This is a genomic window from Mycobacterium senriense (assembly GCF_019668465.1).
Lineage (GTDB): Bacteria > Actinomycetota > Actinomycetes > Mycobacteriales > Mycobacteriaceae > Mycobacterium > Mycobacterium senriense.
The window spans coordinates 4829190-4852544 of record NZ_AP024828.1; the positions used below are offsets into that span (position 1 = coordinate 4829190).

25 protein-coding genes are annotated in these 23355 nt (G+C 63.4%); 6 read left to right on the forward strand and 19 right to left on the reverse strand.

Translation table 11 applies throughout. From position 1 onward, the window contains the following. Positions 1-193 precede the first annotated feature (193 nt). Genes MTY59_RS27505 through MTY59_RS22520 form a run of 3 tightly spaced genes read left to right on the forward strand, consistent with a single transcriptional unit; the run spans position 194 to position 2153 of the window. The gene (locus MTY59_RS27505; protein ID WP_250160631.1) at positions 194-871 is read left to right on the forward strand and encodes a cytochrome P450 family protein; all 678 of its coding nucleotides are present in this window, start codon (positions 194-196) and stop codon (positions 869-871) included. 18 nt (positions 872-889) lie between these two features. Beyond that, on the forward strand, positions 890-1396 hold the full coding sequence (locus tag MTY59_RS27510; RefSeq protein ID WP_250160632.1) for a cytochrome P450: 507 nt from the start codon (positions 890-892) through the stop codon (positions 1394-1396). 40 nt (positions 1397-1436) lie between these two features. Continuing rightward, complete coding sequence (locus tag MTY59_RS22520) at positions 1437-2153, forward strand: enoyl-CoA hydratase/isomerase family protein (protein WP_221043120.1); 717 nt, start codon at positions 1437-1439, stop codon at positions 2151-2153. Positions 2154-2188: 35 nt separating this feature from the next. On the opposite strand, the gene MTY59_RS22525 is transcribed toward MTY59_RS22520, so the two are convergent. Continuing rightward, entirely contained in the window at positions 2189-2602 is a 414-nt protein-coding gene (locus MTY59_RS22525; RefSeq protein ID WP_221043121.1) for a GlcG/HbpS family heme-binding protein, read from the reverse strand. Positions 2603-2663: 61 nt separating this feature from the next. After that, positions 2664-3818, reverse strand: coding sequence for a glutathione-independent formaldehyde dehydrogenase (locus MTY59_RS22530; RefSeq protein WP_221043122.1), 1155 nt, complete (start codon positions 3816-3818; stop codon positions 2664-2666). Positions 3819-4405: 587 nt separating this feature from the next. Here MTY59_RS22530 and MTY59_RS22535 point away from each other — a divergent pair. Next, positions 4406-5248: an aldo/keto reductase gene (locus MTY59_RS22535; RefSeq protein ID WP_221043123.1), complete on the forward strand. Its 843-nt coding sequence runs from the start codon at positions 4406-4408 to the stop codon at positions 5246-5248. 36 nt (positions 5249-5284) lie between these two features. Here MTY59_RS22535 and MTY59_RS22540 read toward each other — a convergent pair whose 3' ends face one another. The 12 genes from MTY59_RS22540 to MTY59_RS22595 form a co-directional block, all read right to left on the reverse strand. Continuing rightward, a complete protein-coding gene (locus MTY59_RS22540) occupies positions 5285-6982 on the reverse strand; it encodes an FAD-dependent oxidoreductase (RefSeq protein ID WP_221043124.1) in 1698 nt (565 codons plus the stop codon). A gap of 8 nt (positions 6983-6990) precedes the next feature. After that, a complete protein-coding gene (locus MTY59_RS22545) occupies positions 6991-7257 on the reverse strand; it encodes a UBP-type zinc finger domain-containing protein (protein ID WP_221043125.1) in 267 nt (88 codons plus the stop codon). Then, the gene (trxA, locus tag MTY59_RS22550; protein WP_221043126.1) at positions 7254-7703 is read right to left on the reverse strand and encodes a thioredoxin; all 450 of its coding nucleotides are present in this window, start codon (positions 7701-7703) and stop codon (positions 7254-7256) included. Before trxA ends, MTY59_RS22545 begins: the two co-directional genes overlap by 4 nt. A gap of 13 nt (positions 7704-7716) precedes the next feature. Then, entirely contained in the window at positions 7717-10341 is a 2625-nt protein-coding gene (clpB, locus tag MTY59_RS22555; RefSeq protein ID WP_221043127.1) for an ATP-dependent chaperone ClpB, read from the reverse strand. Next, positions 10323-10643, reverse strand: a complete 321-nt coding sequence (locus MTY59_RS22560; protein ID WP_250160633.1) for a chaperone modulator CbpM — start codon at positions 10641-10643, stop codon at positions 10323-10325. Before MTY59_RS22560 ends, clpB begins: the two co-directional genes overlap by 19 nt. Beyond that, complete coding sequence (locus tag MTY59_RS22565) at positions 10640-11551, reverse strand: DnaJ C-terminal domain-containing protein (RefSeq protein WP_221043128.1); 912 nt, start codon at positions 11549-11551, stop codon at positions 10640-10642. Before MTY59_RS22565 ends, MTY59_RS22560 begins: the two co-directional genes overlap by 4 nt. A gap of 6 nt (positions 11552-11557) precedes the next feature. Next, a complete protein-coding gene (locus tag MTY59_RS22570; protein WP_221043129.1) occupies positions 11558-12082 on the reverse strand; it encodes a nucleotide exchange factor GrpE in 525 nt (174 codons plus the stop codon). A gap of 6 nt (positions 12083-12088) precedes the next feature. After that, positions 12089-13972, reverse strand: a complete 1884-nt coding sequence (gene dnaK / locus MTY59_RS22575) for a molecular chaperone DnaK (RefSeq protein WP_221043130.1) — start codon at positions 13970-13972, stop codon at positions 12089-12091. Beyond that, positions 13972-14484: a YflT domain-containing protein gene (locus MTY59_RS22580; RefSeq protein ID WP_221043131.1), complete on the reverse strand. Its 513-nt coding sequence runs from the start codon at positions 14482-14484 to the stop codon at positions 13972-13974. The genes dnaK and MTY59_RS22580 overlap by 1 nt, the downstream gene beginning before the upstream one ends. A gap of 8 nt (positions 14485-14492) precedes the next feature. Then, positions 14493-14951, reverse strand: a complete 459-nt coding sequence (locus MTY59_RS22585; protein WP_221043132.1) for an Hsp20/alpha crystallin family protein — start codon at positions 14949-14951, stop codon at positions 14493-14495. A 234-nt stretch (positions 14952-15185) separates the two neighbouring features. Continuing rightward, a complete protein-coding gene (locus MTY59_RS22590) occupies positions 15186-15365 on the reverse strand; it encodes a YncE family protein (RefSeq protein WP_250160634.1) in 180 nt (59 codons plus the stop codon). Further along, positions 15362-15934 carry a YncE family protein gene (locus tag MTY59_RS22595; protein WP_221043133.1) on the reverse strand — a complete coding sequence of 191 codons (573 nt, stop codon included), beginning with the start codon at positions 15932-15934 and terminating at the stop codon, positions 15362-15364. Before MTY59_RS22595 ends, MTY59_RS22590 begins: the two co-directional genes overlap by 4 nt. A 354-nt stretch (positions 15935-16288) precedes the next feature. Between MTY59_RS22595 and MTY59_RS22600 the strand changes: the two genes are divergently transcribed. Then, complete coding sequence (locus tag MTY59_RS22600) at positions 16289-16750, forward strand: Hsp20/alpha crystallin family protein (protein ID WP_221043134.1); 462 nt, start codon at positions 16289-16291, stop codon at positions 16748-16750. A gap of 331 nt (positions 16751-17081) precedes the next feature. On the opposite strand, the gene MTY59_RS22605 is transcribed toward MTY59_RS22600, so the two are convergent. After that, positions 17082-17702: an HdeD family acid-resistance protein gene (locus MTY59_RS22605; protein ID WP_250160635.1), complete on the reverse strand. Its 621-nt coding sequence runs from the start codon at positions 17700-17702 to the stop codon at positions 17082-17084. Positions 17703-18232: 530 nt separating this feature from the next. Between MTY59_RS22605 and gad the strand changes: the two genes are divergently transcribed. Continuing rightward, on the forward strand, positions 18233-19615 hold the full coding sequence (gene gad / locus MTY59_RS22610; protein WP_221043135.1) for a glutamate decarboxylase: 1383 nt from the start codon (positions 18233-18235) through the stop codon (positions 19613-19615). 285 nt (positions 19616-19900) lie between these two features. Here gad and MTY59_RS22615 read toward each other — a convergent pair whose 3' ends face one another. The 4 genes from MTY59_RS22615 to MTY59_RS22630 all read right to left on the reverse strand — a co-directional run bounded on the left by MTY59_RS22615 (position 19901) and on the right by MTY59_RS22630 (position 22890). Further along, positions 19901-20878 (reverse strand): SDR family oxidoreductase, encoded by a 978-nt coding sequence (locus tag MTY59_RS22615; RefSeq protein ID WP_221043136.1) that lies wholly within the window; start codon positions 20876-20878, stop codon positions 19901-19903. Between the two features lie 207 nt (positions 20879-21085). Continuing rightward, positions 21086-22201 (reverse strand): baeRF10 domain-containing protein, encoded by a 1116-nt coding sequence (locus MTY59_RS22620; RefSeq protein WP_221043137.1) that lies wholly within the window; start codon positions 22199-22201, stop codon positions 21086-21088. Beyond that, positions 22198-22377, reverse strand: coding sequence for a hypothetical protein (locus MTY59_RS22625; RefSeq protein ID WP_221043138.1), 180 nt, complete (start codon positions 22375-22377; stop codon positions 22198-22200). The genes MTY59_RS22620 and MTY59_RS22625 overlap by 4 nt, the downstream gene beginning before the upstream one ends. A gap of 291 nt (positions 22378-22668) precedes the next feature. Next, positions 22669-22890, reverse strand: a complete 222-nt coding sequence (locus MTY59_RS22630) for a hypothetical protein (RefSeq protein ID WP_221043139.1) — start codon at positions 22888-22890, stop codon at positions 22669-22671. Positions 22891-23355 lie beyond the last annotated feature (465 nt).

Consider the following 23355-nt stretch of genomic DNA (forward strand, 5'->3'; position numbering starts at 1 on the left):
GTTGGCTGCGCACTTGCGCCAGAGACACTATAAAAATAGCATTTGTAAATGGCCCGCGGGCTAAGCGCCGAGTTTGTCAGCGAGACCGGTGGGTTCAGCGGATGGACAGAAGGACTGTGAGCCAACGCAGGTCACTGTGGGCGGCTACTACAAACGTCCGCTGGTTAGCGGAATTAGACGATGAGGGGGCCGGATGACGCAGGAGAATGACTTGTCGGGGCTGGGCCTTTTGGCGGCTCCCGAACTGACCCGCCATCCTCAGCCGACATACAAGATGTTGCGAGACTCCGCTCCCGTTATGCGTGTGGACGGTATCGGGGTGCTCGTCAGCACCTGGGAACTCGTGGACGAGGTGTTGCACAACCCGCAGATGTACTCCTCGGCCCTGACTTCCGGAGTCCTGAAAAACGACCGTCCACTCATCCCCCTCCAGATCGATCCGCCGGAGCACGGAAAGTTTCGCAAGATTCTCGACCCGCTGTTCGCACCGAAACGGATGAAAGCACTTGAGGAATCGATCGCGGCACTAGTCAACCGACTCATCGACGGCTTCATCGGCCGAGAGGAGATCGATTTCGCCAAGGAGTTCTCCGTCCCGTTCCCCACCCAGGTCTTTTTGACCATGCTGGGCCTGCCGCTCGACGAGCTACCCACCCTGCTGACGATGAAAGACGGGATCATCAGGCCGCACGAGTTCGTCGGAAAGCCGCTGGGGAATCCTGATACCGATGCCTATCAAGCGGCCACGGCACAGTCGATCTACAACTACTTCACCGCCACGATCGAGCAGCGCAAGCGCGAGCGCCGGGACGATCTGATGAGCTGGTTCCTCGAAGCAGAGATCGACGGAGACCGGCTCACCAGTGACTAAATCCTCGACATCTGCTTCTTGTTTCTCATCGCCGGCCTCGACACCGTATCGGCCTCACTAGACTGCTTTTTCAGTTACCTCGCACAGCATCCAGATGATCGCAAGGCTATCGCCGACGACCGGGAGAACGTTGCATTCATGGTCGAGGAGCTGCTGCGGTGGGAAACGCCCGTCATGGCGGTCGTACGTGAAGCTAAGCAAAGCACGGAACTTGGTGGGTGCCCCATCCGCGCCGGCGAGCAGGTGCTGGTCATGCTCGGTTCGGCCAACACCGACGAAAAGTCCATCACCGAACCGGAATCGGTCCGGTTCGACCGAAAAGTGAATCGCCACTTCGGATTCGGCGGCGGGGTCCACCGCTGTCTTGGGTCACACCTCGCTCGGGTCGAACTGCAAACCGCCCTGCGCGTCTGGCATGAACGTATCCCCGAATACCACACCAAACCCGGTATCGAACTCGACTTCACGCCGGGGGTTCGCGCCGTGCAGAGCTTCCCGATGATCCTGCGGACCCCAAGTGCATGATGAGTGAACTTGCCGCATCGACCGGCGTCTAGGCCTGCCGATGGTTGACATGCTTCACGAGCGGCGCGACGGCGCTGTGGCGTGGCTGACATTCGACCGACCCGAGCGCCTCAACGCATTCACGGGCACCGGGTATCACGAGCTCGGAGTGCCGCTGCAGCGTCTCGCCCACGATGACCGGGCACGGGCGGTGGTGCTTACCGGAAGTGGACGGGCTTTTTCTGCCGGCGCCGACCGATCACTCCTTGACGCCGCGGCGCCAAACACCGTACGACAGCATGCCGGTGACCAATTCCTGCGACTTCTCGACGTTCTCGGCGGATTCGAAAAACCCTTGCTCGCCGCCGTCAACGGGGTCGCGGTTGGGTTCGGCTGCACACTGCTGCTGTACTGCGACCTCGTGCTCATCGCGGAAACCGCCCGGCTGAGGTTTCCGTTCACCGCGTTGGGCATCGTGCCGGAGGCGGGCAGCTCAGCGCTTCTGCCCACGAGAATGCGGTGGGCGGATGCGATGTGGGCGATGCTCTCCAGCGAATGGATCGACGCAGCGGCCGCCTTCGAAACTGGCCTGGCGTGGCGCGTGGTTCCGGATGCCGAACTCCTCGAGCAGGCCTCGTCCGCGGCGGCATTGATCAGCACGCACGATGCGAATTCCGTGGCGGCTACCAAACGACTCATGACCAGCGGGCGGCGCGATGCGGCGCTCGACGCGATCAAGCGTGAGCTCATGGAGATGCAAGCACTCCGACGTACTTGAAGTATGGCCTCCTTTCACGGTGGTCAGATGCGTTGTCAAAGGGCAGCGGCGGCGGCTTCGGCAACAGCCAGGTCCTGTTTCCCGCTCCCGCCGCTGACACCGACGGCGCCTATTATCTGGCCGGCACGCAGTAGGGGGATTCCTCCTGCGAAAATCATGACCCTGCCCCCGTTGGAGACGTGGATTCCATAGAACTGACCGCCCGGACCGGCGTCGACCGCCAGCTCATCGGTAGCGAGGTCGAATGCACGGGCCGTGAAAGCCTTGTTTATGGAGATGTCGACGCTGCCGATCCAGGCGCCGTCCATCCGAATGTGCGTCACAAGGTTGCCGCCGACGTCGACGACCGCGATATTCGAAGGAGAAGAAATCTCGTCGGCTTTCGCCCTGCCCGCGGCAACCACTCGCTGTGCGTCGTCAAGAGAAACCGATGTCACAGTGAGAGTCATTGCGCACCTGATTCGCCAACGAACTTGCCCTGAAACGTGTTCAACATCGGAATCCGTCCTTTCAACCCATCGCAAGTTGCGGCTTGAGCACCACCTTGGTCCAACCGTCGTCGCGCGCGTCGAAGTGCTCGTACGCGCTCGGGGCCTCAGACAACGGCAGCTGGTGAGAGATAATCCACGACGGGTTGGCCCGGCCTTCGTGGATCAGATCACGCAACTGACGGTTGTAGTGCTTGACGTTGGCCTGACCGGTCCCCATCCGTTGGCCTTTAACCCAGAACTGACCCATTTCGAAAGTGATCCTGCCCTTTTTTCGTTCTTCGTCCGGCGCGCCTGGATCCTGCGGCAGATACAGGCCCACCACGCCGATTCCGCCGGTGAACTTCACTGCCCGCACGAGATCCCGCAGTACCATCGAGGGATCTTCATGGCCCTGAGGGTCATGTGCCTGATAACCGATGCAGTCGCAACCGCAGTCGGCGCCAGCGCCGTTGGTCTGTTCCAGGATCTGCTCGACGGCAGATCCCTTCGAATCGTCGATCGCGATCACGCCGATTTGTTCGGCCAGCTTGAGCCGATCGGGGTGACGATCGACAATCATGACCTTGGCCGCGCCCTTGATCATCGCTGAATGGGCGGCCATCAACCCGACCGGGCCCGCGCCGTAAATGACGATCTCATCGCCGGGTTGCATCCCGGCAAGTTCGGTACAGTGCCAGCCCGTCGGGAAAATGTCCGACAGCATGACGTAGTCGTTTTCCTTCTCCTGCGCGTCGTCGGGCAGCCTCAGGCAGTTCGAGTCGCCGAACGGCACCCGCAGGTACTCGGCTTGCCCGCCGTTGTACGGGCCCATACCCGCAAACCCGTAGGCCGCCCCGACCATGTCCGGGTCGGGATTGGTCGTCAGGCAAAAGGCCGTCAGCCCATTCTCGCAATTGCGGCAGAAACCACAGCTGATGTTGAACGGCAGGCAGACCCGATCACCTACCTTTACCCAGACCACGGCGGCTCCTGTCTCCACGACTTCGCCGAGGTTCTCATGGCCGAGGACCCTGCCGGTTTCCATCGCGGTGCGGCCCTCGTACATGTGCAGATCGGACCCGCAAATATTGGTAGTGGTGATCCGGACGATCACATCGGTGGGCTCTGAGATAGTCGGGTCCGGAACGTCCTCGACGCGAACCTCCCTGGGCCCTTCGTAAACAACAGCTTTCATGTTCTCTCCCAACGAAAATCCGAAGCCGTGCGCAGACGATCACGCAACATCCAGCAACCACGCTCTCAGATGGCGGCTCTGACATCTTCGTCCTGCCGGGTCGAGTTTTCGGTGCCTCTGTGGCCCCACGAGACGCTAGACCAGCCTGCAAGTCGTCACTGACGGGCGCAAAAAGGCACTGGCAGTAGCTAGATTCCACGGGTGGCCGTCATCAGCCACTCATGGGGCGGAACGGGGTCATCCGGTGTTGACGACACCGGCTGGGCGGCGATGGTTAGCGCGGGCAAAGCCCAGCTGTCGAACATGGGCGTCGGAGAATGAGCTCGGCACAGCTGTCGCGGAGAATGTCGTGTCGATCGGGAAATTGCCTTAGCCAGCCAATTTTGGGCTACGCGCGCACTCTGCGCGGTTTGCGAGGCGGACGCCTACCGGCTATGACGCCTGGACCCCGAAGAACCACACTGGTCCCGCGGTTGTGCACTCTCAGGTCGAAGTGCGGTGCGTGATGCCGCAAGCAGAATAGGTCAATCCGGCGGAGCGGTGGTTTCCCCGTTCAGCCCGGACCGTTGCGAAAGGGCGGTTGATCAATGAACCGAACTCCGTCGATCCCCCTACCCTCAGGCGAGAAGATCGCCGCCCTCGGGCAAGGAACCTGGCATTTCGGCGAAAGGCCAACGAGGTGGGCCGAGGAGGTGGCCTCGATCCGGCTCGGAGTCGACTTGGGAATGACGTTGATCGACACAGCGGAGATGTACGGCAACGGCGCGGCGGAAACCTTGGTGGGTGAGGCGATTACCGGACGGCGCAGCGAAGTATTCCTCGTCGACAAGGTGCTCCCACACCATGCGACCCGGGTAGGCACCGTTCGCGCGTGCGAGGCAAGCCTGGTCAGGCTCGGCGTTGACTACATCGATCTCTACCTCCTGCACTGGCGGGGCCGCATCCCGCTGGTCGAGACGATCGAGGGCTTCGCCGAATTGAAGCAGAACGGGATGATCCGCCACTGGGGCGTGAGCAATCTCGACATCGACGACATGATCGAACTTTCGGGCGTCCCAGGCGGTGATGAGGTCCAGGTGAATCAGATCCTGTACAACCTGACCCGTCGAGGCCCGGAGTACGCGCTGCTACCGTGGCTGGCCCAACATCGGATCCCGCCCATGGCCTACTCGCCGATCGAGCAGGGCCGGCTGCTGGAACACCCGGCACTGCAACCGATTGCGCTGCAATACAATGCGACTCCCGCACAGATCGCGCTGGCTTGGGTGCTTCAACACGACGGCGTCAACGCTATTCCGCGCGCCGGAACGCCTTCCCACGTTCGGCAAAACGCCGCCGCCCGCGACATCGAGCTCAACCGCGACGACCTGCATGCCCTCGACCAAGCGTTCCCGCCGCCTAACCGGCCTCGTCCGCTCGAGGTTCTGTGACAGCGTTGTCCGTTCGCTGGGCTACGGTGGCGGAGTTCAGGTCATGAGGTAGTTGTTGACCTGCCGGATCGACATGGCCCCCTCGCCTACCGCGGATGCCACTCGCTTCACCGACCCGCTGCGCACGTCTCCGGCGGCGAAGACACCGGGCATGCTGGTTTCCAAGAAGACCGGGCGGTGGACCGCGGTGCGTCCGTTTACTCCGGCAATGTGATTCGCTGCGGCCTGCCCGGTTTCGATGAAACCGTGGTCGTCGAGAGCGACCGCGCCGGCCAACCACTCGGTGTTCGGGTCCGCCCCGATGAACACGAAAAGTGCACGCGCCTTGATAGACTCCCGCTCACCGGTCTGAGTGTTCTCCGCCACAACGCTTTTCAACGCCCCGTCGCCGTCGACTTCGCGGACTTCGGTGTTGAGACGGACCGTCACCCGCGGCTCCTGAACTATCTGGTCGACGAGGTAGCGTGACATGCTTTTGCCCAGGTCGTCTCCCCGCACCAGCAGATACACCCGCGAAACTTGAGTCGCCAGGAACACCGTCGCCTGCCCGGCGGAGTTACCGGCACCGACGATAACGACCGGGCCGTCACCACACAGCAGCGCTTCCTGATAGGTCGCGGCGTAATACACCCCGTTCCCGTGAAACACTTCGATCCCCGGGACCGCCAGGCGGCGATAACGTGCTCCGGTGGCCAGCACCGCGGCACGGCCGACGGCCACAGTGTCATCGGCGAACGTGATCTGGAGCTGTCCGCCGTCGGCTTCCAGCCGGGTGGCCTCCGCGGACACCGAGACTCGCGCGCCGAATTTGTTGGCCTGCAGGAACGCCCGCTCGGCGAGGTCAGACCCCGAGACCCCGGCCGGGAAGCCCAGATAATTCTCGATGCGCGACGACGTCCCCGCCTGGCCGCCGACGGCGATTCGCTCGATCGCCGACGTCCGCAACCCGTCCGAAGCTCCATAGACCGCTGCACCCAGACCGGCCGGACCGGCGCCCACCACGATCAGGTCGCGTTCGTCGCTGATTACGTCCGGCACGGCGAGACCCACTAACCGGGCAAGCTCGACATTGCTGGGATTGCGCAGCACCCTGGTGCCCCAGATCACCACTGGCGTGTCCTCGGGCCGAATGCCGAAACGGCGCAGCAGCCGCTCAGCGCTGGGATCACTTTCCAGATCCAGCCATCGGTGTGGTAATCGGTTGCGGGCGGCGAACTCTCGCAGACGGGCGGAGTCGGGCGAGAAGCACGACCCGATAATCCGGAACCCGACGCCCTGCCCGATCAACAGGGAACGGCGCACCAGATATGCACGCAAGACCAGATCGCTCAGAACTTGGTCATGGGCGACCAGGGCACGCACGCGGCTGGTGGGAACCGCCAACACCTCACCCTCGACCACGACGATCGCGGTGTAGAACGCCGGCTGGCCTTCCAGATCGCCCAGCTCGCCCAGGAACCTACCGGGTCCGTGCACGCGCAGCACCTGTCTCTTACCGGACTCGCCATCGGCGACGATTGCGACTTTGCCCGACAAAATCACAAACAACTCGTCGGATCGCAGCCCCTCGCGAATCAGGATCTCGTCAACGTCGACACGCCGCCTGGTACCGCCAGGAAGCAATGTCGCGATCTGGTCCTCGGTCAACCGTGGGTATGCACCGAACAGGTCCGGGGTCTCCTCCCACTCCTGGGTGCCCCCGACCGGTGGCTCAACGGACGTTACGTCAGACATCAGTCACCTCAGACAAAGATTTCATGGACATAACACCAACGCCATGATTCGCCCGGTTCGAACGATTGGACGATGGGATGGCCCACTGTGTGGGCGTGTTTGCGAGCGTGGCGCATCGGAGACGAGTCGCAACATCCGACGTGCCCGCAGCTCAGGCACAGCCGAAGATGCACCCACGGGGTATGCAGACGCAAACATTCCTCGCAGCCTTCGGGAGTTCTGGGAGTGACACGGCGGATGGCCGCCAAGTCGGGGTCGGTGAATGTCGACGTCATGATCGCGCCTCCTTGGTTGTCGTTGATACCGCTTGGTCAAGCCAATCACGCAGTACAGCAATGGGTGCGGCGCCCGACTGACGCGCCAGTATTTGCCCGTGGTCAAGGAGCAGCAGTGTCGGCACTGCCTGCACCGTGAACCGCCGCGAAATCGCCGGCGCCTTGTCCACGTCGACCTTGACCAGTTTGAGTTGTCCGGCGCGTTCGGTGGCGAGCTGCTCCAGCGCCGGGCTCACCATTCGGCACGGTCCACACCAGGTTGCCCAAAGGTCGACAAGTACTGGAACCGAGGCCTTTTCGGCAACGTCGGCGAAGTCCCCGTCGCTGGCCGCAGCGATCCACGGCAGCCAACGGTGACAGTTGGCGCACCGGGGCTTCCCCGCGGCCGCCGCGGGTACGCGGTTGCGTTTTCCGCAGTGCGAGCATGTCACGGTGTCTGTTTCCATGGCGCCTCCCCTGTCAGGCCGCCAGGGCCGGTTCCGAATAGGCCACGGCGAGTTCGCCATTGTCCACGGTGACGCGGATCTTGCCACCGGCCGCGATGTCGCCGCGTAGCAACGCCCGGCCGATCTTGGTCTCCACCTCGTGGGCGATGTAGCGGCGAAGCGGTCGTGCCCCGTACACCGGATCGTAACCGTGTTCGGCGATCATCCGGCGAGCGTCCGAGGTGATGTCCAGCTCAATTTGCCTTTCCGCCAGGCGATCCCGCAGCTCGGCCAGCTGCAACTCGACGATCCGTTCGAGCTGCTGCATCGACAGCGGGGTGAACAACACTATGTCGTCAACCCGGTTGAGAAACTCGGGCCGGAAGTGTCCGCGCAACTCGGCCATCACCCGGTCGCGGGCGTCGGGCTTGATCTCGCCGTCCGCGGTTACGCCGTCGAGCAGGTAATGCGATCCGATGTTGGAGGTCATGATGACCACCGTGTTGCGGAAGTCGATCTGACGTCCCTGCGCATCGGTGAGCCGACCGTCGTCGAGCACCTGAAGCAGGGTGTTGAACACATCGGCGTGCGCCTTCTCGATCTCGTCGAAAAGCACGACCGAGTAGGGCTTGCGCCGCACCGCCTCAGTGAGCTGACCGCCTTCGTCGTATCCGATATACCCCGGTGGCGCGCCGACCAACCGGCTTACGGTGTGCCGTTCCTGGTATTCGCTCATGTCCAGGCGCACCATGTTGTCCTCGCTGTCGAACAGGGCGGCCGCCAGCGTTTTCGCCAGTTCGGTCTTGCCGACACCGGTGGGCCCGAGAAAGATGAACGAGCCGATCGGCCGACGCGGGTCCCGAATTCCCGATCGGGCCCGGATCACCGCATCGGCGACGAGTTGCACCGCCTCGTCCTGGCCCACCACCCGTTCGTGCAGGATTTCGTCGAGCCGCAAGAGCTTTTCGCGTTCGCCCTCTTGCAGGCGGGCGACCGGTATCCCGGTCCAGGCGGCCACGATTTCGGCGATCTCGTCGGCGGTGACGACCTCACGCAACAGCGGCCGCTCGCCCTGCTTGGCCTTGAGTTGGTCTTCGGCCGCTTGCAGCTTACGTTCGAGTTCCCTGATCTGTCCGTACCGCAGTTCCGCTGCCCTGTTCAGGTCGTAGTTGCGCTCAGCTTCCTCGGCCTCATGCCGCAGTTGCTCCAACTGTCCCCGCAATTCCTGCACCCGGCGGATCGCCTGTCGCTCGGCATCCCACTGCGCGTGCCGCGCATCGGCGTCCGCCCGCAGATCGGCCAGTTCTTTGCGGAGTTCGTCCAGACGGGCCTTGCTGGCCGGGTCGGTCTCTTTCGCGAGTGCGGCCTCTTCGATCTCCAACCGGGTCACCCGCCGCGTGATTTCGTCCAATTCCGCAGGCATCGAATCGATCTCGGTCCGCAGACGCGCACACGCCTCGTCGACCAGGTCAATCGCCTTGTCCGGAAGGAACCGGTCGGTGATATAGCGGTGCGAGAGCGTCGCCGCCGCTACCAGCGCACCGTCCTGGATACGGACACCGTGAAATACCTCCAAACGTTCGCGCAGCCCCCGCAGAATGGAGATGGTGTCCTCCACATCGGGTTCGTCTACCAGCACCGTCTGGAACCTTCGCTCCAGGGCGGCGTCATTCTCGATGTGTTTGCGGTACTCGTCGAGTGTGGTGGCACCGATCATATGCAGCTCACCGCGGGCCAGCATCGGCTTGAGCATGTTGCCCGCGTCCAGCGAACCTTCCGTCGCCCCGGCGCCGACCACCGTGTGCAACTCGTCGACAAACAGCAGGATTCGACCCTCGCCGGCCTTCACCTCCGATAGCACCGCCTGCAGCCGTTCCTCGAATTCGCCCCGATACTTCGCACCTGCCACCAGCGAACCCATGTCGAGGGAGAAAATAGTCTTGTCCCGCAGCCCTTCCGGGACATCGCCGCGCACAATCCGCTGGGCCAGGCCCTCCACAATCGCCGTCTTGCCGACGCCAGGGTCGCCGATGAGCACCGGATTGTTCTTCGTCTTGCGGCTGAGGATCTGGATCACCCTGCGGATCTCGGCGTCTCGGCCGATCACCGGGTCCAGCTTGCCGGCGCGACCTTCGGCGACCAGGTCGCGGCCGTACTTCTCCAGCGCCTCGTAGACCCCCTCCGGCGACGCTGACGTGACCCGTTGGTTGCCGCGGACCTTGGTCAGCGCGCCGAGGAACGATTCCCGAGTAACGCCTTGGGAGGCCAGAATCCGTCCGGCGGCACTCGCCGAACCCTCTTCGGCGAGTGCGATGACGAGGTGCTCCACCGACACGTATTCGTCCTTGAGCCGCTTGGCTTCCCGCTCGGCGGCCTCCAGCAGGTTCGCCAGGCGCCTGGTGACAGACACCTGGCCCGGCCCAGCGCCGGGGCCGCTCACCTTCGGGCGCCGATTCAGCTCGCGTTCCAGATCCGCGCGCAGTGCCGCGGCGTCGGCGCCGGTCTGATCAAGCAGCCGCGGTACGAGACCCTCGGGCTGGTCGATCAGCGCCATCAACAGATGTTCGCCATCGACCTCGTTGTGACCCATCCGGGTCGCGATGCTCTGCGCTTCGGCCAGCGCCTCCTGTGACTTCTGCGTCAGTTTGTTGACGTCCACCGCGATGTCCTCCTTCGGCGAAAACCGGATTCCAGCTCTTCGATGTGGTCCAAAAGGTCGAGCACCAGGCCGATCGCCGCGTAGTTCAGTCCCAGCCCGGCCCTCAACCGCTGGATGCGGGCGACTGTCACCAACGCAGACGGTTCGAACCAGAGATCGCCGTGGGCATCCTGCTGGCAAGCGACGAGGCCGAGCGCGACCAGCCGGCGCACCATGTCGGGATGCAACCCGCAGCGCATTGCGAAGTCGTCGAGCTGCATTCCGGGCCGCCGCACCAGGACATAGCGTGATGCCGTCATCATCCCCTCCTGGGGTCGAACGTGGACTCGGCCGCCAGTTGCTCGAACAACTCGCGTTCCCGCGCTGTGGGTTTCGGCGGCACCATCACCTTGATCTCCGCGTAGAGGTCGCCCGCGGCACCCCGTGGGTTGGGCATGCCTTCGCCGCGCAGCCGCAACCTCCGGCCAGTCGACGACCCCTGCGGCACTTTAACTTTGGCTTCCCCGCCGGGAGTTCGAATAGCGACAGTGGTCCCCAGCACCGCCTCCCATGGCGACACCGGCAGATCGACGGTGACGTCGCGTCCGTCGAGCCGGAATCGGGGATGCGGCTTGATCCGCACCCGCAGGTACAGATCTCCGGCCGGTCCATCGCCACTCCCTCGGCCGCCCTCTCCCGCCAGCCTGATCCGCTGACCGTCCATGACACCGGCGGGAACGTTGACCCCGTAGTTGCGGCCATCGAGTGAGATCTGCCGTTTGCCGCCCCGGTAAGCCTCCTCGACGGTGAGCTCCAGCACCGCTTCCTGGTCGGCGCCCGGAATCGGCCCGAATCCGCCACTGCCGCCGAACATGTCGCCGAAAAGGTCTTCGATGTTGATGCCGCCGGCGCCGCCGAAGCCCCGGCCGTAGCGCACCCGAGCGCCGGAAGGCCCTCCGCCGCGGAAGCCACCCGCACCGGCGCCCACCCGCTCTTCCCAGTCCTCGGGAACCTTGCGGAAGTCTTCGCCGAATCGGTCGTAGCGCTTGCGGGTTTCGGGGTCCGACAGCACGTGATAGGCCTCGTTGACCTCCTTGAACCGTTCTTCGGCCGCTGGATCCTTATTGACGTCGGGATGATACTTGCGGGCCAATGTGCGAAACGCCCGCTGGATCTGATCGGCGGTCGCGTCCCGCGACACCCCGAGCACTTCGTAGTAGTCCCGGGCCACGAAGCGTCACTCCCCGCGTCGACTCACCACCACGGCCGCCGGCCGCAGTTGCCTCGAACCTTCGCCGTAGCCCGGTCGAACCACTTCGACAACCGTGCCGGGTACGCTGTCCGGCTGGTCCACCACACCGACCACCTCGTGACGCTCCGGGTCGAAGGGCACCCCTGCCTCCGCATCGCGCGGGTAGCCGAGCTGCTCGAGTACCCGTAGCGCTTGTTCGAGAATGCTTCGCACGCCCTCGAGGACCGCGTCGGACTGGTCACCGGCATGACTGATCGCCCGCTCCAGGTTGTCCACGATGGGCAGCCACGCACCGGCCACCCTGGATCGTTCGGTAGTTCGTTCGCGGTCCAATTCACGGGCATACCGCTTGCGCAGATTGTCCAGATCGGCGGCTGCGCGCCGCCACCGGTCCTCGAGCTTGGCCAGCTCGTTGTCCGAATCAGGTTGGGAGGCAACCGCTTCTGGTTGTTTTTCTGCCACCCGGTCATCGTCCTCTTGGGTCCTGGACTGCTCTGCGGGGCTGGCCATTGCCGCTCATCCCCGGTCGAATTCGGCGTCGACCACGTCGTCGTCACCGACGACAGAGCCCTGGCCGCCGCCGGTCGGTTGCCCGTTGCCGCCACCGGACGCCATGGGTTGCAGCCCGTAAAGCACTTGCTGCAGTTCAGACGTCAAGGACTGGACCCGGTCCATCGGTGCATCTTCCTTCACGGCTTGGCGCGCGTCGGCGACCAGCATCTCGGCGCGTGCCCGATCGTGCGGCGCCGCCGAGTCGCCCAGCTCTGCCAGGCGGCGCTCCACCTGGTACGCCGCCGAGTCGAGTGCGTTACGCGCCTCGACGGCTGCGCGCAGTTGCTCGTCCTCTCGGCGGTTGGCCTCGGCCTCGGCGAGCATCCGCTCCACCTCGCTTTTATCCAGGTTGGACTGCTCGCTGATGGTGATGCCCTGCTCAGCGCCGGTGTCCTTATCGCGCGCTGTGACTTGCAGGATGCCGTTGGCGTCGATGTCGAAGGTCACCTCGATCTGCGGCTCGCCCCTGGGCGCCGGGCGGATGTTCTCCAGCTTGAACCGACCGAGCACCCGGTTGTCCTGGGCCAGCTCCCGTTCACCCTGCAGCACAACGACATCCACAGCCGGCTGGTTGTCCGCCGCGGTGGTGAACACCTCGCTGCGCCGTGCCGGGATGGTGGTGTTGCGCTCGATGATCTTGGTCATCAGCCCGCCAGCCGTCTCCACACCCAGCGACAATGGGGTGACGTCGAGCAACAAGACGTCGGAGACCTCGCCCTTGAGCACACCGGCCTGGATCGCGGCGCCAAGCGCGACAACCTCGTCGGGGTTCACGCTCATGTTGGGGTCCTTACCGCCGGTGAGGCGACGGACTAAAGCCTGGACTGCGGGAATACGAGTCGATCCGCCCACCAGGATCACCTCGTCGATGTCGTTCGCCGTGACCTTGGCGTCGCTCATCGCCTGCTTCACCGGACCCATCGTTCGCTCAACCAGATCCGCGCTGAGGTCCTCGAACTTCGACCGCATGATCGTGGTGGTCAAATGCTTCGGTCCGCTGGCGTCGGCGGTGATGAAAGGCAGATTCACTTGGGTCTGCGCCACCGACGACAGCTCGACCTTAGCCTTCTCGGCCGCCTCGAACAGCCGCTGCAACGCCTGCGGATCCTTCCGCAAATCGATGTTGTTCTCCCGCTGGAACTCATCGGCGAGATAGTCGACGAGCCGGCGGTCGAAGTCATCGCCACCCAGATGCGAATCACCCGCCGTGGCGCGGACCTCGACCACCCCATCACCCACGTCGAGCAGGCTGACGTCGAACGTGCCGCCACCGAGGTCGAAGACGAGCACCGTCTCGTGCCCCTTCTTGTCCAGCCCGTAGGCGAGTGCCGCGGCCGTGGGCTCGTTAATGATGCGCAGCACCTCGAGGCCCGCGATCCGGCCGGCATCCTTGGTGGCGTTGCGCTGGGCGTCGTTGAAATAGGCCGGAACGGTGATCACCGCTTCCTTGACCCGCTCACCCAGGAATTTGCCCGCGTCGTCGACGAGTTTGCGCAGCACCTGAGCGCTGATCTCCTCGGGCGAGTATTTCTTGCCGCGCACGTCGAAGCGGACAGCATCGCCTTCGCCCCTGACGACGTCGAAACTGACCGCCTTGGCCTCTCCGGAGATTTCGTCGAAGCGCCGGCCGATGAACCGTTTCGCGGAATAGATGGTGCCTTTGGGATTCATTATCGATTGCCGTCTGGCCAGTTGGCCGACGAGGCGTTCACCGCTTTCGGTGAACGCCACCACCGACGGCGTCGTCCGGGCACCCTCGGCGTTGGGGATCACGATCGGCTCGCCGCCCTGCCACGCCGCTATCACCGAGTTGGTCGTGCCGAGGTCGATTCCTACTGCTGTTGCCATTACCTGCCCCTCTCGTTTGCGTCGCCGCTCAGCAGTTGCATTGCGCGGTCAGCCCGATCGGCATCGGCGACGACGTCGAAGTGCCTGGGCTGCAGCGACCGCACGGCGGTGAAGTCGCGCCGACCGGCTTGAAACGCGTACATCGCAAGGCCGGTCAACGCGCCGATGACCGCGCCGAAAATGACGCCATAGCAAGCCAGCACCAGACCGGCGATCAACGGGTATAACCAGTTGAACAGGCCGAAGATCCAGCCGATCAACCCCCCGGTCAGTGCGCCGGCGGCGGCACCGCGCAGCGCGGCCCACCCGTAGTTCGTCCGACCGGTCACCTGTTCGACCAGCTCCAGATCACGGCCGATTATGGCGACCCGTTGTACCTCGAAGTGTTGATCCGCAAGGTAGTCAACGGCCCGCTCCGCGTCGGCATAATTGTCGAAGGTGGCGATGACCCGGCGGGCGGGTTGATCTGTTCGGACTGCGTCCGGGTCCACCGCGTGCGTGGTGTCAGCCATCGTGGCGCCTAAGCGTTGACCTGTTGTTTGACTTCGGATTTCGTATCGACGGCGTGCGGTGTTTCAATCGGCCGGCCGATTTCGATCTTGCGGGGCTTGCTCGCCTCCGAAACCGGAATTGTCAGTGTCAGCACGCCGCGGTCGTATTGCGCCGTCAGTTTGTCCGGATCGAGGTTGTCCCCGAGAAAAAGCTGCCGACGGAACTCGCCCTGCGGCCTCTCGTCGATGATCACCTCGTCGCCCGCCTGCCGCAGAGGCTGGCGACGAGCGCTGAGTTCGATGACGTTGCGTTCGACGGTGATGTCCACATCGTCCTGGGCAACGCCCGGTACATCGATGGCGACGATGAACTGATCACCACGCCGGAAGGCTTCCATCGGCATTGTCTGTGGCGTCCGAGCGCTTGTCAGTGCCTGGTCAGCAAACCGGTCGAGTTCGCGGAACGGGTCGAACCGCATGAGAGTCATCGCATCTCCTCAAGTTGTGAGTGTTCGGGGCGCGCAAGTCGAGTGGGTCGTGGCCACATCGGTACGCATCCCGACAGCCAGCTTTGCAATCGGATTGGCTCTGCGCGAGCGCCCGCCGGGGTGAAAACCGAGGTACGAATTCGTCCTGACGGCACGAGTGACCTTCGACGGCCGAACGAGTCCGGTCCCGCTGGTGGGTCTTACCAGTGACAGCGACGCTGATGGCGTGGCCTTTCACGTGTCGCCGTGCAGGTCGCGCAGCATTGGCACCGAGATCACCGCGACGGCGCGCGACCAGTAGTCGCCCACATAGACACGCTCACCATCTGTGCTGACCGCCACCGCCTCGGGATGGCTTAGCACCTCGAGGGTCGCTGTGATCGAGTTGGTGATGGTATCGATCACCGAGATCATGCCGTCGCCGAAATTGGTGCTGTAGGCATGCTTTCCGTCGGGACTGAGCTGCAGACCTCTGGTAGGTCGCCGGCGACGAGGTCGTATGCGCTAGTGGTCGTCGTGTCGATCACGGTCAGTGAATGCTCATTGGTCACATAGACGTGGGTGCCGTCCGGGGTGAACACCGTGCCGAGCGGAGCGTCCCGCAGGCCGACCGCCTTAACGGTGCCGGTCGCCAGGTTGACCATCGAGACCGAACGCGTGTCGTAGTGGGTGACGCACAGGCAGGTGCCGTCCGGACCCACGGTTACTGACCCCGGACAAGCGCCGATGGCGATGGCGTCGGCCACGGTACCGCTGGCAGCATCGGACGGACCCGGCAGGCCGAACAGATCTCGCGACGGCGCATGTGGGAACTGCACCGGATCGCCGGAGCGACAATTGAATTCGACCACCGCAGGACGTGATCCGACGCGCAAGCAGATACCAACATGACGCACCCATATGGGAAGTCGAGGCCAGCCTGCGGCAGTAGTGCGCAATTTTGATCGCCCTGGCAGCGCCAAACCTGAGGGCTGCTTCGTCATTTGCGGACAGGTACAAACGCGTCAGAACCATTGACCAACGTGTCGAGTGGGCGCAACCCGCACAGAACTGCTTCCACCCCCACCCCGCCATCGCGGCGGCAGGTGCGGGCCGCCCCGCTGGGCAGGGTTGATGCTCAAACCTTGCCGGCAGGTGCGCCCCCAAGTGGGCGGCCTCTCCACCGAGAGTCGATCGCGCAGTGCGTTGTGGCCATCACCGCGGTCGTTCGGCCACGAAAAAGCTTGGACCCGGAGTGTGAAATGGCGGAGCCGGATTCGGCTTGACAGTACGACGCGATCATCCGTGTCGGCAGTGCACTCTAGAACCACAAGCGGTACGAATGAGGAGGTTCAGTTATGACTCTGCCTGTGCGACGTGTCGGCGCTACCCCGACGATGTGGCGCCCATTCCGTGGATTTGAGGACATCTATTCCGAGTTCGACCGGCTCGTGCAGTCGCTAGTTGGTGGTACCGACCGTGACGGTGCATGGTTGCCCGCCGCTGATGTGTCAGAGACTGACGCCGCCTACGTGGTCGAGATCGAGCTGCCCGGTGTGCGCCCCGAGGACGTCGACGTGGAGCTGGAAGGCAACGAACTTGTCGTGACCGGCGAAGTCAAGGAGCGCAAGCGCGAGGGTCTGCTGCGGCGGCGCACGCGTCGTATCGGGAATTTCGAGTATCGCGTGACCCTGCCTGGTGACCTTAGGGCCGATGACGTCGATGCTTCTCTTGCACATGGTCTGTTGATTGTTCATGTACCAAAGGCGCAAACCACCAAGCACAGCAAGATCGAGGTGTCGGAATCGAGCAGCAATTAACGTTTCATGACCGCGTTGTGCCCCAACACTTCGTCGGACCAAACGTTTCGTCGCACCAAACGTTGTAGTGCCGCTGTCATCGGCTGGGTTCAGGATCGCCTCAGCCTCAGAAGACCAGCCTGAAGAAGTCGCAGGCCCGGTCTCAGTGCTGTGTCGACGGGGTTTCTGGTTTCTAAAGTCGGATCATCGCTGTGGCGCACCGACCCAGGAGAAATTGGCCCACGCAACGGCAAGCGCATCTGGATCACAAAATCCCTCCACCACGCGTCCACCCAGTGATCGTGTACGCCGCGGCAGGCGCGAAACCCTTTGAGGGCCGCCAAGTCATGGCTTACGCCGCATTGCCGGTCGCAGGCCTCACGCGGACGCGGACCCTTTTCACGTCCCCGCGCATGCGGACCGCCGATATGATCTCGAACGCCCCGATGACAATCAGGCAGACCCCCACCGCGAGGGCCAACGTGACGATCGACGTGAACGGCGCCGCAAGCACGATTATCCCGGCGAACAGACTGAGAATGCCGAAGAAGACCCGCCACCCGCGTGCCGGCATCCCAGGATGGCTGATAGCGGCGACTGTCGTTGCGACGCCATGGAAGATAAAGCCGATGGCGATCCAAATCGCCATCAACAGCACCGCATACGCCTGGCCGAAGTGTCGAAAGGTCAGTATCGCAACGATCAACGCCGCGCCGGCGCCGATGAAAAGTACAATCCGACCTCCCGCAGATACCGGCAACGTGAAGGCGGCGAACACCTGGGCGCAGCCGATTGCGAGCAGATACACCCCGAATAGCACGGACGCGACCAGTATCGATATGCCGGGCCACACCAAAATCAGCACGCCGAGTATGACTGCTACCAGCCCCGACGCCAGCGCTGCTTTCCATGCGTGTGGCAAAAATTTTGTCGTGTCGATCTCAGGCTTTTCCGCGTGTCCCACGTTAACCACTTCTGCACCTCGTTGGTCGTCTGGTAAGGATTTGCTGGCAGCGCGGCTCCGCCAAGACGTGCCGCACGTCGGTCAAGCGGTCACCATGCTCTCCATTTGGGTGTGACGGCGGCGGCTCCGGAGTCGCAAAGGGCCCTGCGAACCATTGCGTGCCCACTACACAGTCTGACAACCCCCAGCGTTGTCGCGTCCACCCACGAGGCCGGACATTTCACGCGTGATTCGTGCTGGGAGTACAACGGATGTCGCCTCGGGCCTGGTCCATCCGTGTAGGGTTACGAACACCGGTCACGACACCGAATTAGAAAGCCACGGCGCGTAGCTGGTCTAACACTGCGACCTGTCGAGGACGCACTTGGACCCCGTGGGGCATAAAGACCTGGGTGATTCGGTCCTCCAAGGTTGATGCGCGCCTCGCCAAAGACCAGCTGGGATTAGCTCCATATGCGCGGGTTTCGACGGAGACGATCAATGTGGCGTTGCCGTACCCTCCACAGCCAACTCTGCCGCGGGCCGCCCAGGAGGCAGCAATGACTCAACCACGTCATCATTACCACGGTGGGGCCATCATGCCCGCTTACACCGGACGCTTTGAAATAAACCATATTCCGGCGCTGCGACTTCCGGCAGCTACGCAGGATCCACGGGTCGCCTACCGGTTTATCCACGACGAGCTGATGCTCGATGGAAGTTCGCGGCTGAACCTAGCGACGTTCGTCACCACCTGGATGGAACCCGAGGCCGAGCAGCTCATGACCGAGACGTTCGATAAGAATCTGATCGACAAGGACGAGTACCCGGCGACCGCTGCGATCGAGCAACGCTGCGTGAGCATCGTCGCCGACCTGTTCCACGCCCCCGGATTGTCGTCTGATGACCCGGCCAGCGCGACCGGGGTGTCAACCATCGGATCCTCTGAGGCAGTGATGCTCGGCGGGCTTGCACTGAAGTGGCGCTGGCGCGCTGCGCGCAAAGCCGCGAACCAGGATGCCACCCGCCCGAACCTGATACTAGGCAACAACGTTCAGGTCGTGTGGGAGAAGTTCTGCCGCTACTTCGACGTCGAGGCGCGCTATCTGCCGATCGAGAAGGGCCGCTACGTCGTCACACCCGAGCAGGTGCGGCAGGCCGCCGACGAGAACACCATCGGAGCGGTCACGATCCTGGGCACGACCTTCACCGGTGAGTTGGACCCGATCGCCGACATCGTCAGCGCGCTCGACGATCTCGCTGGCGCGCGCGGGCTCGACGTACCGGTGCACGTAGATGCGGCGATCGGTGGATTCGTCGCGCCCTTTTTGCACCCACAACTGCAGTGGGATTTCCGGCTCGACCGGGTGGTCTCAATCAACGTCAGCGGCCACAAGTACGGACTCACATACCCGGGCATCGGTTTTGTGGTGTGGCGCGGCCACGAGTATCTGCCAGAGGATCTCGTGTTCCGGGTCAACTATCTGGGCGGCGAGATGCCGACGTTCACGCTGAACTTCTCCCGCCCCGGCAACGAAGTAGTCGGGCAGTACTACAACTTCTTGCGCCTCGGTCGCCGCGGGTACACCAGCATCATGTCGACACTGCGCGACACCGCAGTGTGGCTTGGCAAGCAGATCGAGGCCATCCACGGGCTACAACTGGTCAGCGATGGCTCGGCGGTGCCTGTGCTGACATTCGAAGTGGTCGACGACGCCGGCTTCACGGCATTCGAACTCTCCCACGAGCTACGAGCCTTCGGCTGGCAAGTGCCGGCCTACACCATGCCGGCTAACGCCGAAGACGTTGCGGTGTTGCGCATCGTGGTTCGCGAAGGCTTCAACGCCGACCTGGCTGCGCACTTTCGCGATCGCTTGGCAACCGTGTGCACTGGCCTGAATAAGCAGGGCGTGCGCGCACAATCCACTGCCGCTACGTACTGAGTCCATGCCGAGTCAGCGGAAGCCGCCGATCCCACAAGCGCGTGGTCAAAAGTGAACACAGTCGACGCGGGCTTTCTCTCGCTCGAGCGGACCACGCTCGGACGCATCATTGCTGAAATATCCTGCGGGCCGCCAGAATAGCGGTCTTCATACTCTCGAAAGTCTTAACCATCTCCAACTCTCGCCGCTGCACGTGAGCGTCGGTTCGTTCCGCATATTCGGAACATCACGCCTTTTCGGAGTCAGGTAGGACTGCCTCACTGCGACTCAACGGCAGGTAAATGGTCACGGAGTTGGCACCAGCCCGAGACGGACGAGGCTTCCTGCGGTTGACAGGAGCGCTTCGTCGATCGCTCGGGGGCTAAAGCTTAGGTAGGCCTTGGCCTTTCGGTTGGACGGTCGCCCGGTCCGACCGAGGACAGGTGATGCGGCGACGGAGTCGACGCTCACCCAGGCACGCAGGATCTGTGCGGCCTGCCGCATCGTGATAGGGCCGCCATCGCAGCAGGCAATGAAGCGCTGACCCGCGGCCGCGGGGTGCGTCATCGCGCGCAGGTGGATGTCGGCAACGTCCCGGACATCAGCCACCGGAAACCGGAGGTTCGCCATCAATACCGGCTCCTCCCCGGCCATGAGCAGAGTCAGAATCGGCGCCAGAGAAGCGGAAATGTCGTCGCTGAGCGTCGGACCGAAGGTCGCGGTCGGGTTGACGACACTGAGTTCGGTTCGGCCGGCTTCGTTTTCAGCGAAGTCCCACGCCGCGCGTTCGGCGAGCACCTTGGACTTGACGTAGGCAGTGATGCCTTCACCGCCGAGATCGGTCCAATCATCCTCGGTGAACTCGCGGTCGACATCGCGGTGGCCGCAGCCGATGGCGAAGAACGACGACGTGAGTACGACCCGCTTGACACCCGCGTCGCGAGCGGCGCGCAGGACGCGAAGCGTGCCATCACGAGCGGGCACGATCACCTCGTCTTCGTGGGCGGGCTCATCAGGTGGGTAAGGCGAGGCGACATGCAGGACGAAGCCGCTGCCGTCGACCGCCTCGGGCCAGCCGGCATCGGAGGTGAGGTCGGCGACAGCGAATGTGAGGTTATCGCCCGGCGTTACGCCAGCATGCGCGAACATGTTTCGGACGTCGGCTTCGCGTTCGGCCGATCTCACGGTCGCGCAGACACGATAGCCGGCGTTCAGCAGTGCGAAGACGCAGTGAGAACCCACGAATCCCGACCCTCCGGTGACGAGAACCCGTTCGTTCTCCATGGCGCAGCCCACCTCAGCTCGTTCGTAAAATGTCGCCCTGCCATAATGATCGCCGCCAACCGGCGACGCTTCCTTCCGGTGAGACGAATTTGGCCACCCGGAGTCGTCCTGCCGGGCGCTTTAGAACCAAATACGCAGTGCATCACGCACGCCGCCCTGTTCGTGTCTGCTCAGGCTCGACGCTCCGCGCAGTATTTTCCAGACCCGTCATGGTTTCGGTGGAAGCGGAAACCGCAACGACGCCGCGGCCACACACTTCATGAGGACCGTATGGGCGGAGACGTGTTTAATGGCGCCACCATCGTCTATGACGACCTGCACGAGTTCGTCAATCACGTCGGGCACGGGCCGCACCGGCCGATCACACAGTGGGCACGTATCGCCCGCGAGGGCCAACCAGTGATCGCGGTCGCAGATCACCCCGGGTGCGATCGCGCCGTCTTGAATCAAGAGGCGATCGACGGCGGAAACGCTGCCGGCCCACAGGCACGGCTCGAGGCCGAGCACAGCCAGACCCCCGGCAGCCGACGTCTCAACGACCTCGGCGACCATCCGCTCCTCCCCGGCGCGCTCGTAGCGGTCCACAACCGCGATTGCCTGCCGTTTGAGTTCGCCAAAACTGCTCCTCGCGTCGTCGTCGACCGGGAAGGTGCCGGCGAGCACCCCCCGCAGTTCATGGGTGAGCAGGTCGAGGAAGCGCGGCAGTTCTGGGCGATGGCCGCCGACGATCAACAGCTCGAATCCGCCGCCCCGGTAGAGCTTGTCGATCATGGTTATCACTTCGCGGAAGTGCCTTTTGGTCTGCTCCTCAAGCTTGTCCTGGTTTCGGCCCGGCTTGGCGGAAAGCGACAATGTGCCCCGCTCCTGCATCTCGTCGCGATAGAGCTCCCAGAGGCGGGCGCCCTCTCGGTCGACCGCGGCGACGCAACAGCGGTGGTACTCGTCGAGCACGGCCAGCATTGGGCGGACCCACGTGGTTTCGTCGACGATGACCCGCCCTCGGACCTGTCGTGGCAAAATCACTTCCTCGAAAAACCCGCGGCCGCTGCAGGAGAACAGCGCAACCGCGCCGGGGGGCCAGCGTTCTTGCCCCGCGACATCCATGATTCGGTCGATGTCACCGCGTATGGACATCCTGGCGTCGTGGCCGAGGCTACGGTCCTTGGCCATCGGCCGGATGACGTGCAGCTGACTATCCACCTCGCTGCGCAGGCTAACAACGCGGCCTTGCGGCTGGCAGGGCACTCGGGCGTACTGGGAAACAACCGGCAGGCCCTGTCCATTGAATCGCAGGATCCGGTTGACGGTATCAGCCGTGATCACGCTGTCGGCGCAAGTTGGCTCTGGGTTCGACGACGCACCTGCATGAACTGATCGGCAAGCCATACCAGCGCGGCGCCATTAGGATCCACCCCGGGAATGATGTCGAGCATCTGGTAAGCGTCGGCGATGCACTTCGCGAGAAAGTCGCGCTCTCTGTCCTCGTTGGCTGTTGTCATATCTGGCTCCTGAGGGTTTGCCGGGTCCGAGATGAACACCCGGGCCTCGACTAACCTTGCCCGACTGGGCCACCGCAGAACTCGGCACTGCAGCACGAGATGCTGGGGCCTGAATAGGCCCGACGAGACAGATGAGCTGCTACACCTCTCGGCTCGGCGCATCACATGCCGAAACCTTCCGCTGAGTTCTACGATCCGTCCTCGGAGCGAAGTGCTCTGCCACCGTTGGCTTGGTGCATCGGCAGGGCAGCCTGTAGTCGCCCGCCCGATGTTACCCGGCACCAGGCACGGCTACAGTTCCTCTACGTAGCCGTCTGACCATTCGACGCGCGTGCCGTAATCGGGGTGCGCGTAGACATGGATGGCGTAGAGGTCTTCTAACGAGTCCCACCACACGCAGCTTCGCGCGCCCACGCGCCAGCGTTGCGCCACTCTGCCATCGGTGAATTGGCACATCTCGAACTGGACTTCATCGGGCTCGCCGTAGTTGGCCTGCTCACACTCTTTCTTCAACGCCTTGGCATGCGTTCGGTAGACGACTGCGGTTCTCAAAGCTGCCTCTCGCAGTATTTGCTCAAATGTGTTCCGACCTCGCGTGATCAGTTGGTCGGCGCTTCAGTCGCCTCACGCAGCGTCTTGCCGGGGCGATGACGTCACCCATTATCGCGATGTCATTCGCTTCACTTTGACGTTTACGGTGATCACCCCGTCGGAGACACCCACGATGCCGAAGCAGCCAGCAGTCGTCCGCTCCAGAGCCTGGTTTTTTCACGTCGCCTCCCCTCGCGTCGGGACCCTCGCTGTAGCAAAGCGCACCGATACAGCCATGTGATATCCGATAAGCGGCCCCAAATTGTCCGCTTCCCGTCAACCGGAGGCACGCAGGTTGGAGATGAACCCAGCGTTCCTGCTCGATCAACTTGGCTCTGACGGGATCACTGCTACAGATGTTTTCTGCCGACCGGCACGGTGCAGAGG

What these genes read in the sequence shown, in the direction of transcription:
- gad (WP_221043135.1), top strand. Translation starts at nt 18,233, where the DNA reads ATGACTCAACCACGTCATCATTACCACGGTGGGGCCATCATGCCCGCT.
- MTY59_RS22585 (WP_221043132.1), bottom strand. Translation starts at nt 14,951, where the DNA reads ATGACTCTCATGCGGTTCGACCCGTTCCGCGAACTCGACCGGTTTGCT.
- MTY59_RS22545 (WP_221043125.1), bottom strand. Translation starts at nt 7,257, where the DNA reads ATGACGTCGACATTCACCGACCCCGACTTGGCGGCCATCCGCCGTGTC.
- MTY59_RS22595 (WP_221043133.1), bottom strand. Translation starts at nt 15,934, where the DNA reads ATGACGAAGCAGCCCTCAGGTTTGGCGCTGCCAGGGCGATCAAAATTG.
- trxA (WP_221043126.1), bottom strand. Translation starts at nt 7,703, where the DNA reads ATGGAAACAGACACCGTGACATGCTCGCACTGCGGAAAACGCAACCGC.
- MTY59_RS22625 (WP_221043138.1), bottom strand. Translation starts at nt 22,377, where the DNA reads ATGACAACAGCCAACGAGGACAGAGAGCGCGACTTTCTCGCGAAGTGC.
- MTY59_RS22540 (WP_221043124.1), bottom strand. Translation starts at nt 6,982, where the DNA reads ATGTCTGACGTAACGTCCGTTGAGCCACCGGTCGGGGGCACCCAGGAG.
- MTY59_RS22615 (WP_221043136.1), bottom strand. Translation starts at nt 20,878, where the DNA reads ATGGAGAACGAACGGGTTCTCGTCACCGGAGGGTCGGGATTCGTGGGT.
- MTY59_RS22590 (WP_250160634.1), bottom strand. Translation starts at nt 15,365, where the DNA reads ATGATCTCGGTGATCGATACCATCACCAACTCGATCACAGCGACCCTC.
- MTY59_RS22525 (WP_221043121.1), bottom strand. Translation starts at nt 2,602, where the DNA reads ATGACTCTCACTGTGACATCGGTTTCTCTTGACGACGCACAGCGAGTG.
- MTY59_RS22600 (WP_221043134.1), top strand. Translation starts at nt 16,289, where the DNA reads ATGACTCTGCCTGTGCGACGTGTCGGCGCTACCCCGACGATGTGGCGC.
- MTY59_RS22560 (WP_250160633.1), bottom strand. Translation starts at nt 10,643, where the DNA reads ATGATGACGGCATCACGCTATGTCCTGGTGCGGCGGCCCGGAATGCAG.
- MTY59_RS22570 (WP_221043129.1), bottom strand. Translation starts at nt 12,082, where the DNA reads ATGGCCAGCCCCGCAGAGCAGTCCAGGACCCAAGAGGACGATGACCGG.
- dnaK (WP_221043130.1), bottom strand. Translation starts at nt 13,972, where the DNA reads ATGGCAACAGCAGTAGGAATCGACCTCGGCACGACCAACTCGGTGATA.
- MTY59_RS22530 (WP_221043122.1), bottom strand. Translation starts at nt 3,818, where the DNA reads ATGAAAGCTGTTGTTTACGAAGGGCCCAGGGAGGTTCGCGTCGAGGAC.
- MTY59_RS27505 (WP_250160631.1), top strand. Translation starts at nt 194, where the DNA reads ATGACGCAGGAGAATGACTTGTCGGGGCTGGGCCTTTTGGCGGCTCCC.
- MTY59_RS22580 (WP_221043131.1), bottom strand. Translation starts at nt 14,484, where the DNA reads ATGGCTGACACCACGCACGCGGTGGACCCGGACGCAGTCCGAACAGAT.
- MTY59_RS22535 (WP_221043123.1), top strand. Translation starts at nt 4,406, where the DNA reads ATGAACCGAACTCCGTCGATCCCCCTACCCTCAGGCGAGAAGATCGCC.
- MTY59_RS22520 (WP_221043120.1), top strand. Translation starts at nt 1,437, where the DNA reads ATGGTTGACATGCTTCACGAGCGGCGCGACGGCGCTGTGGCGTGGCTG.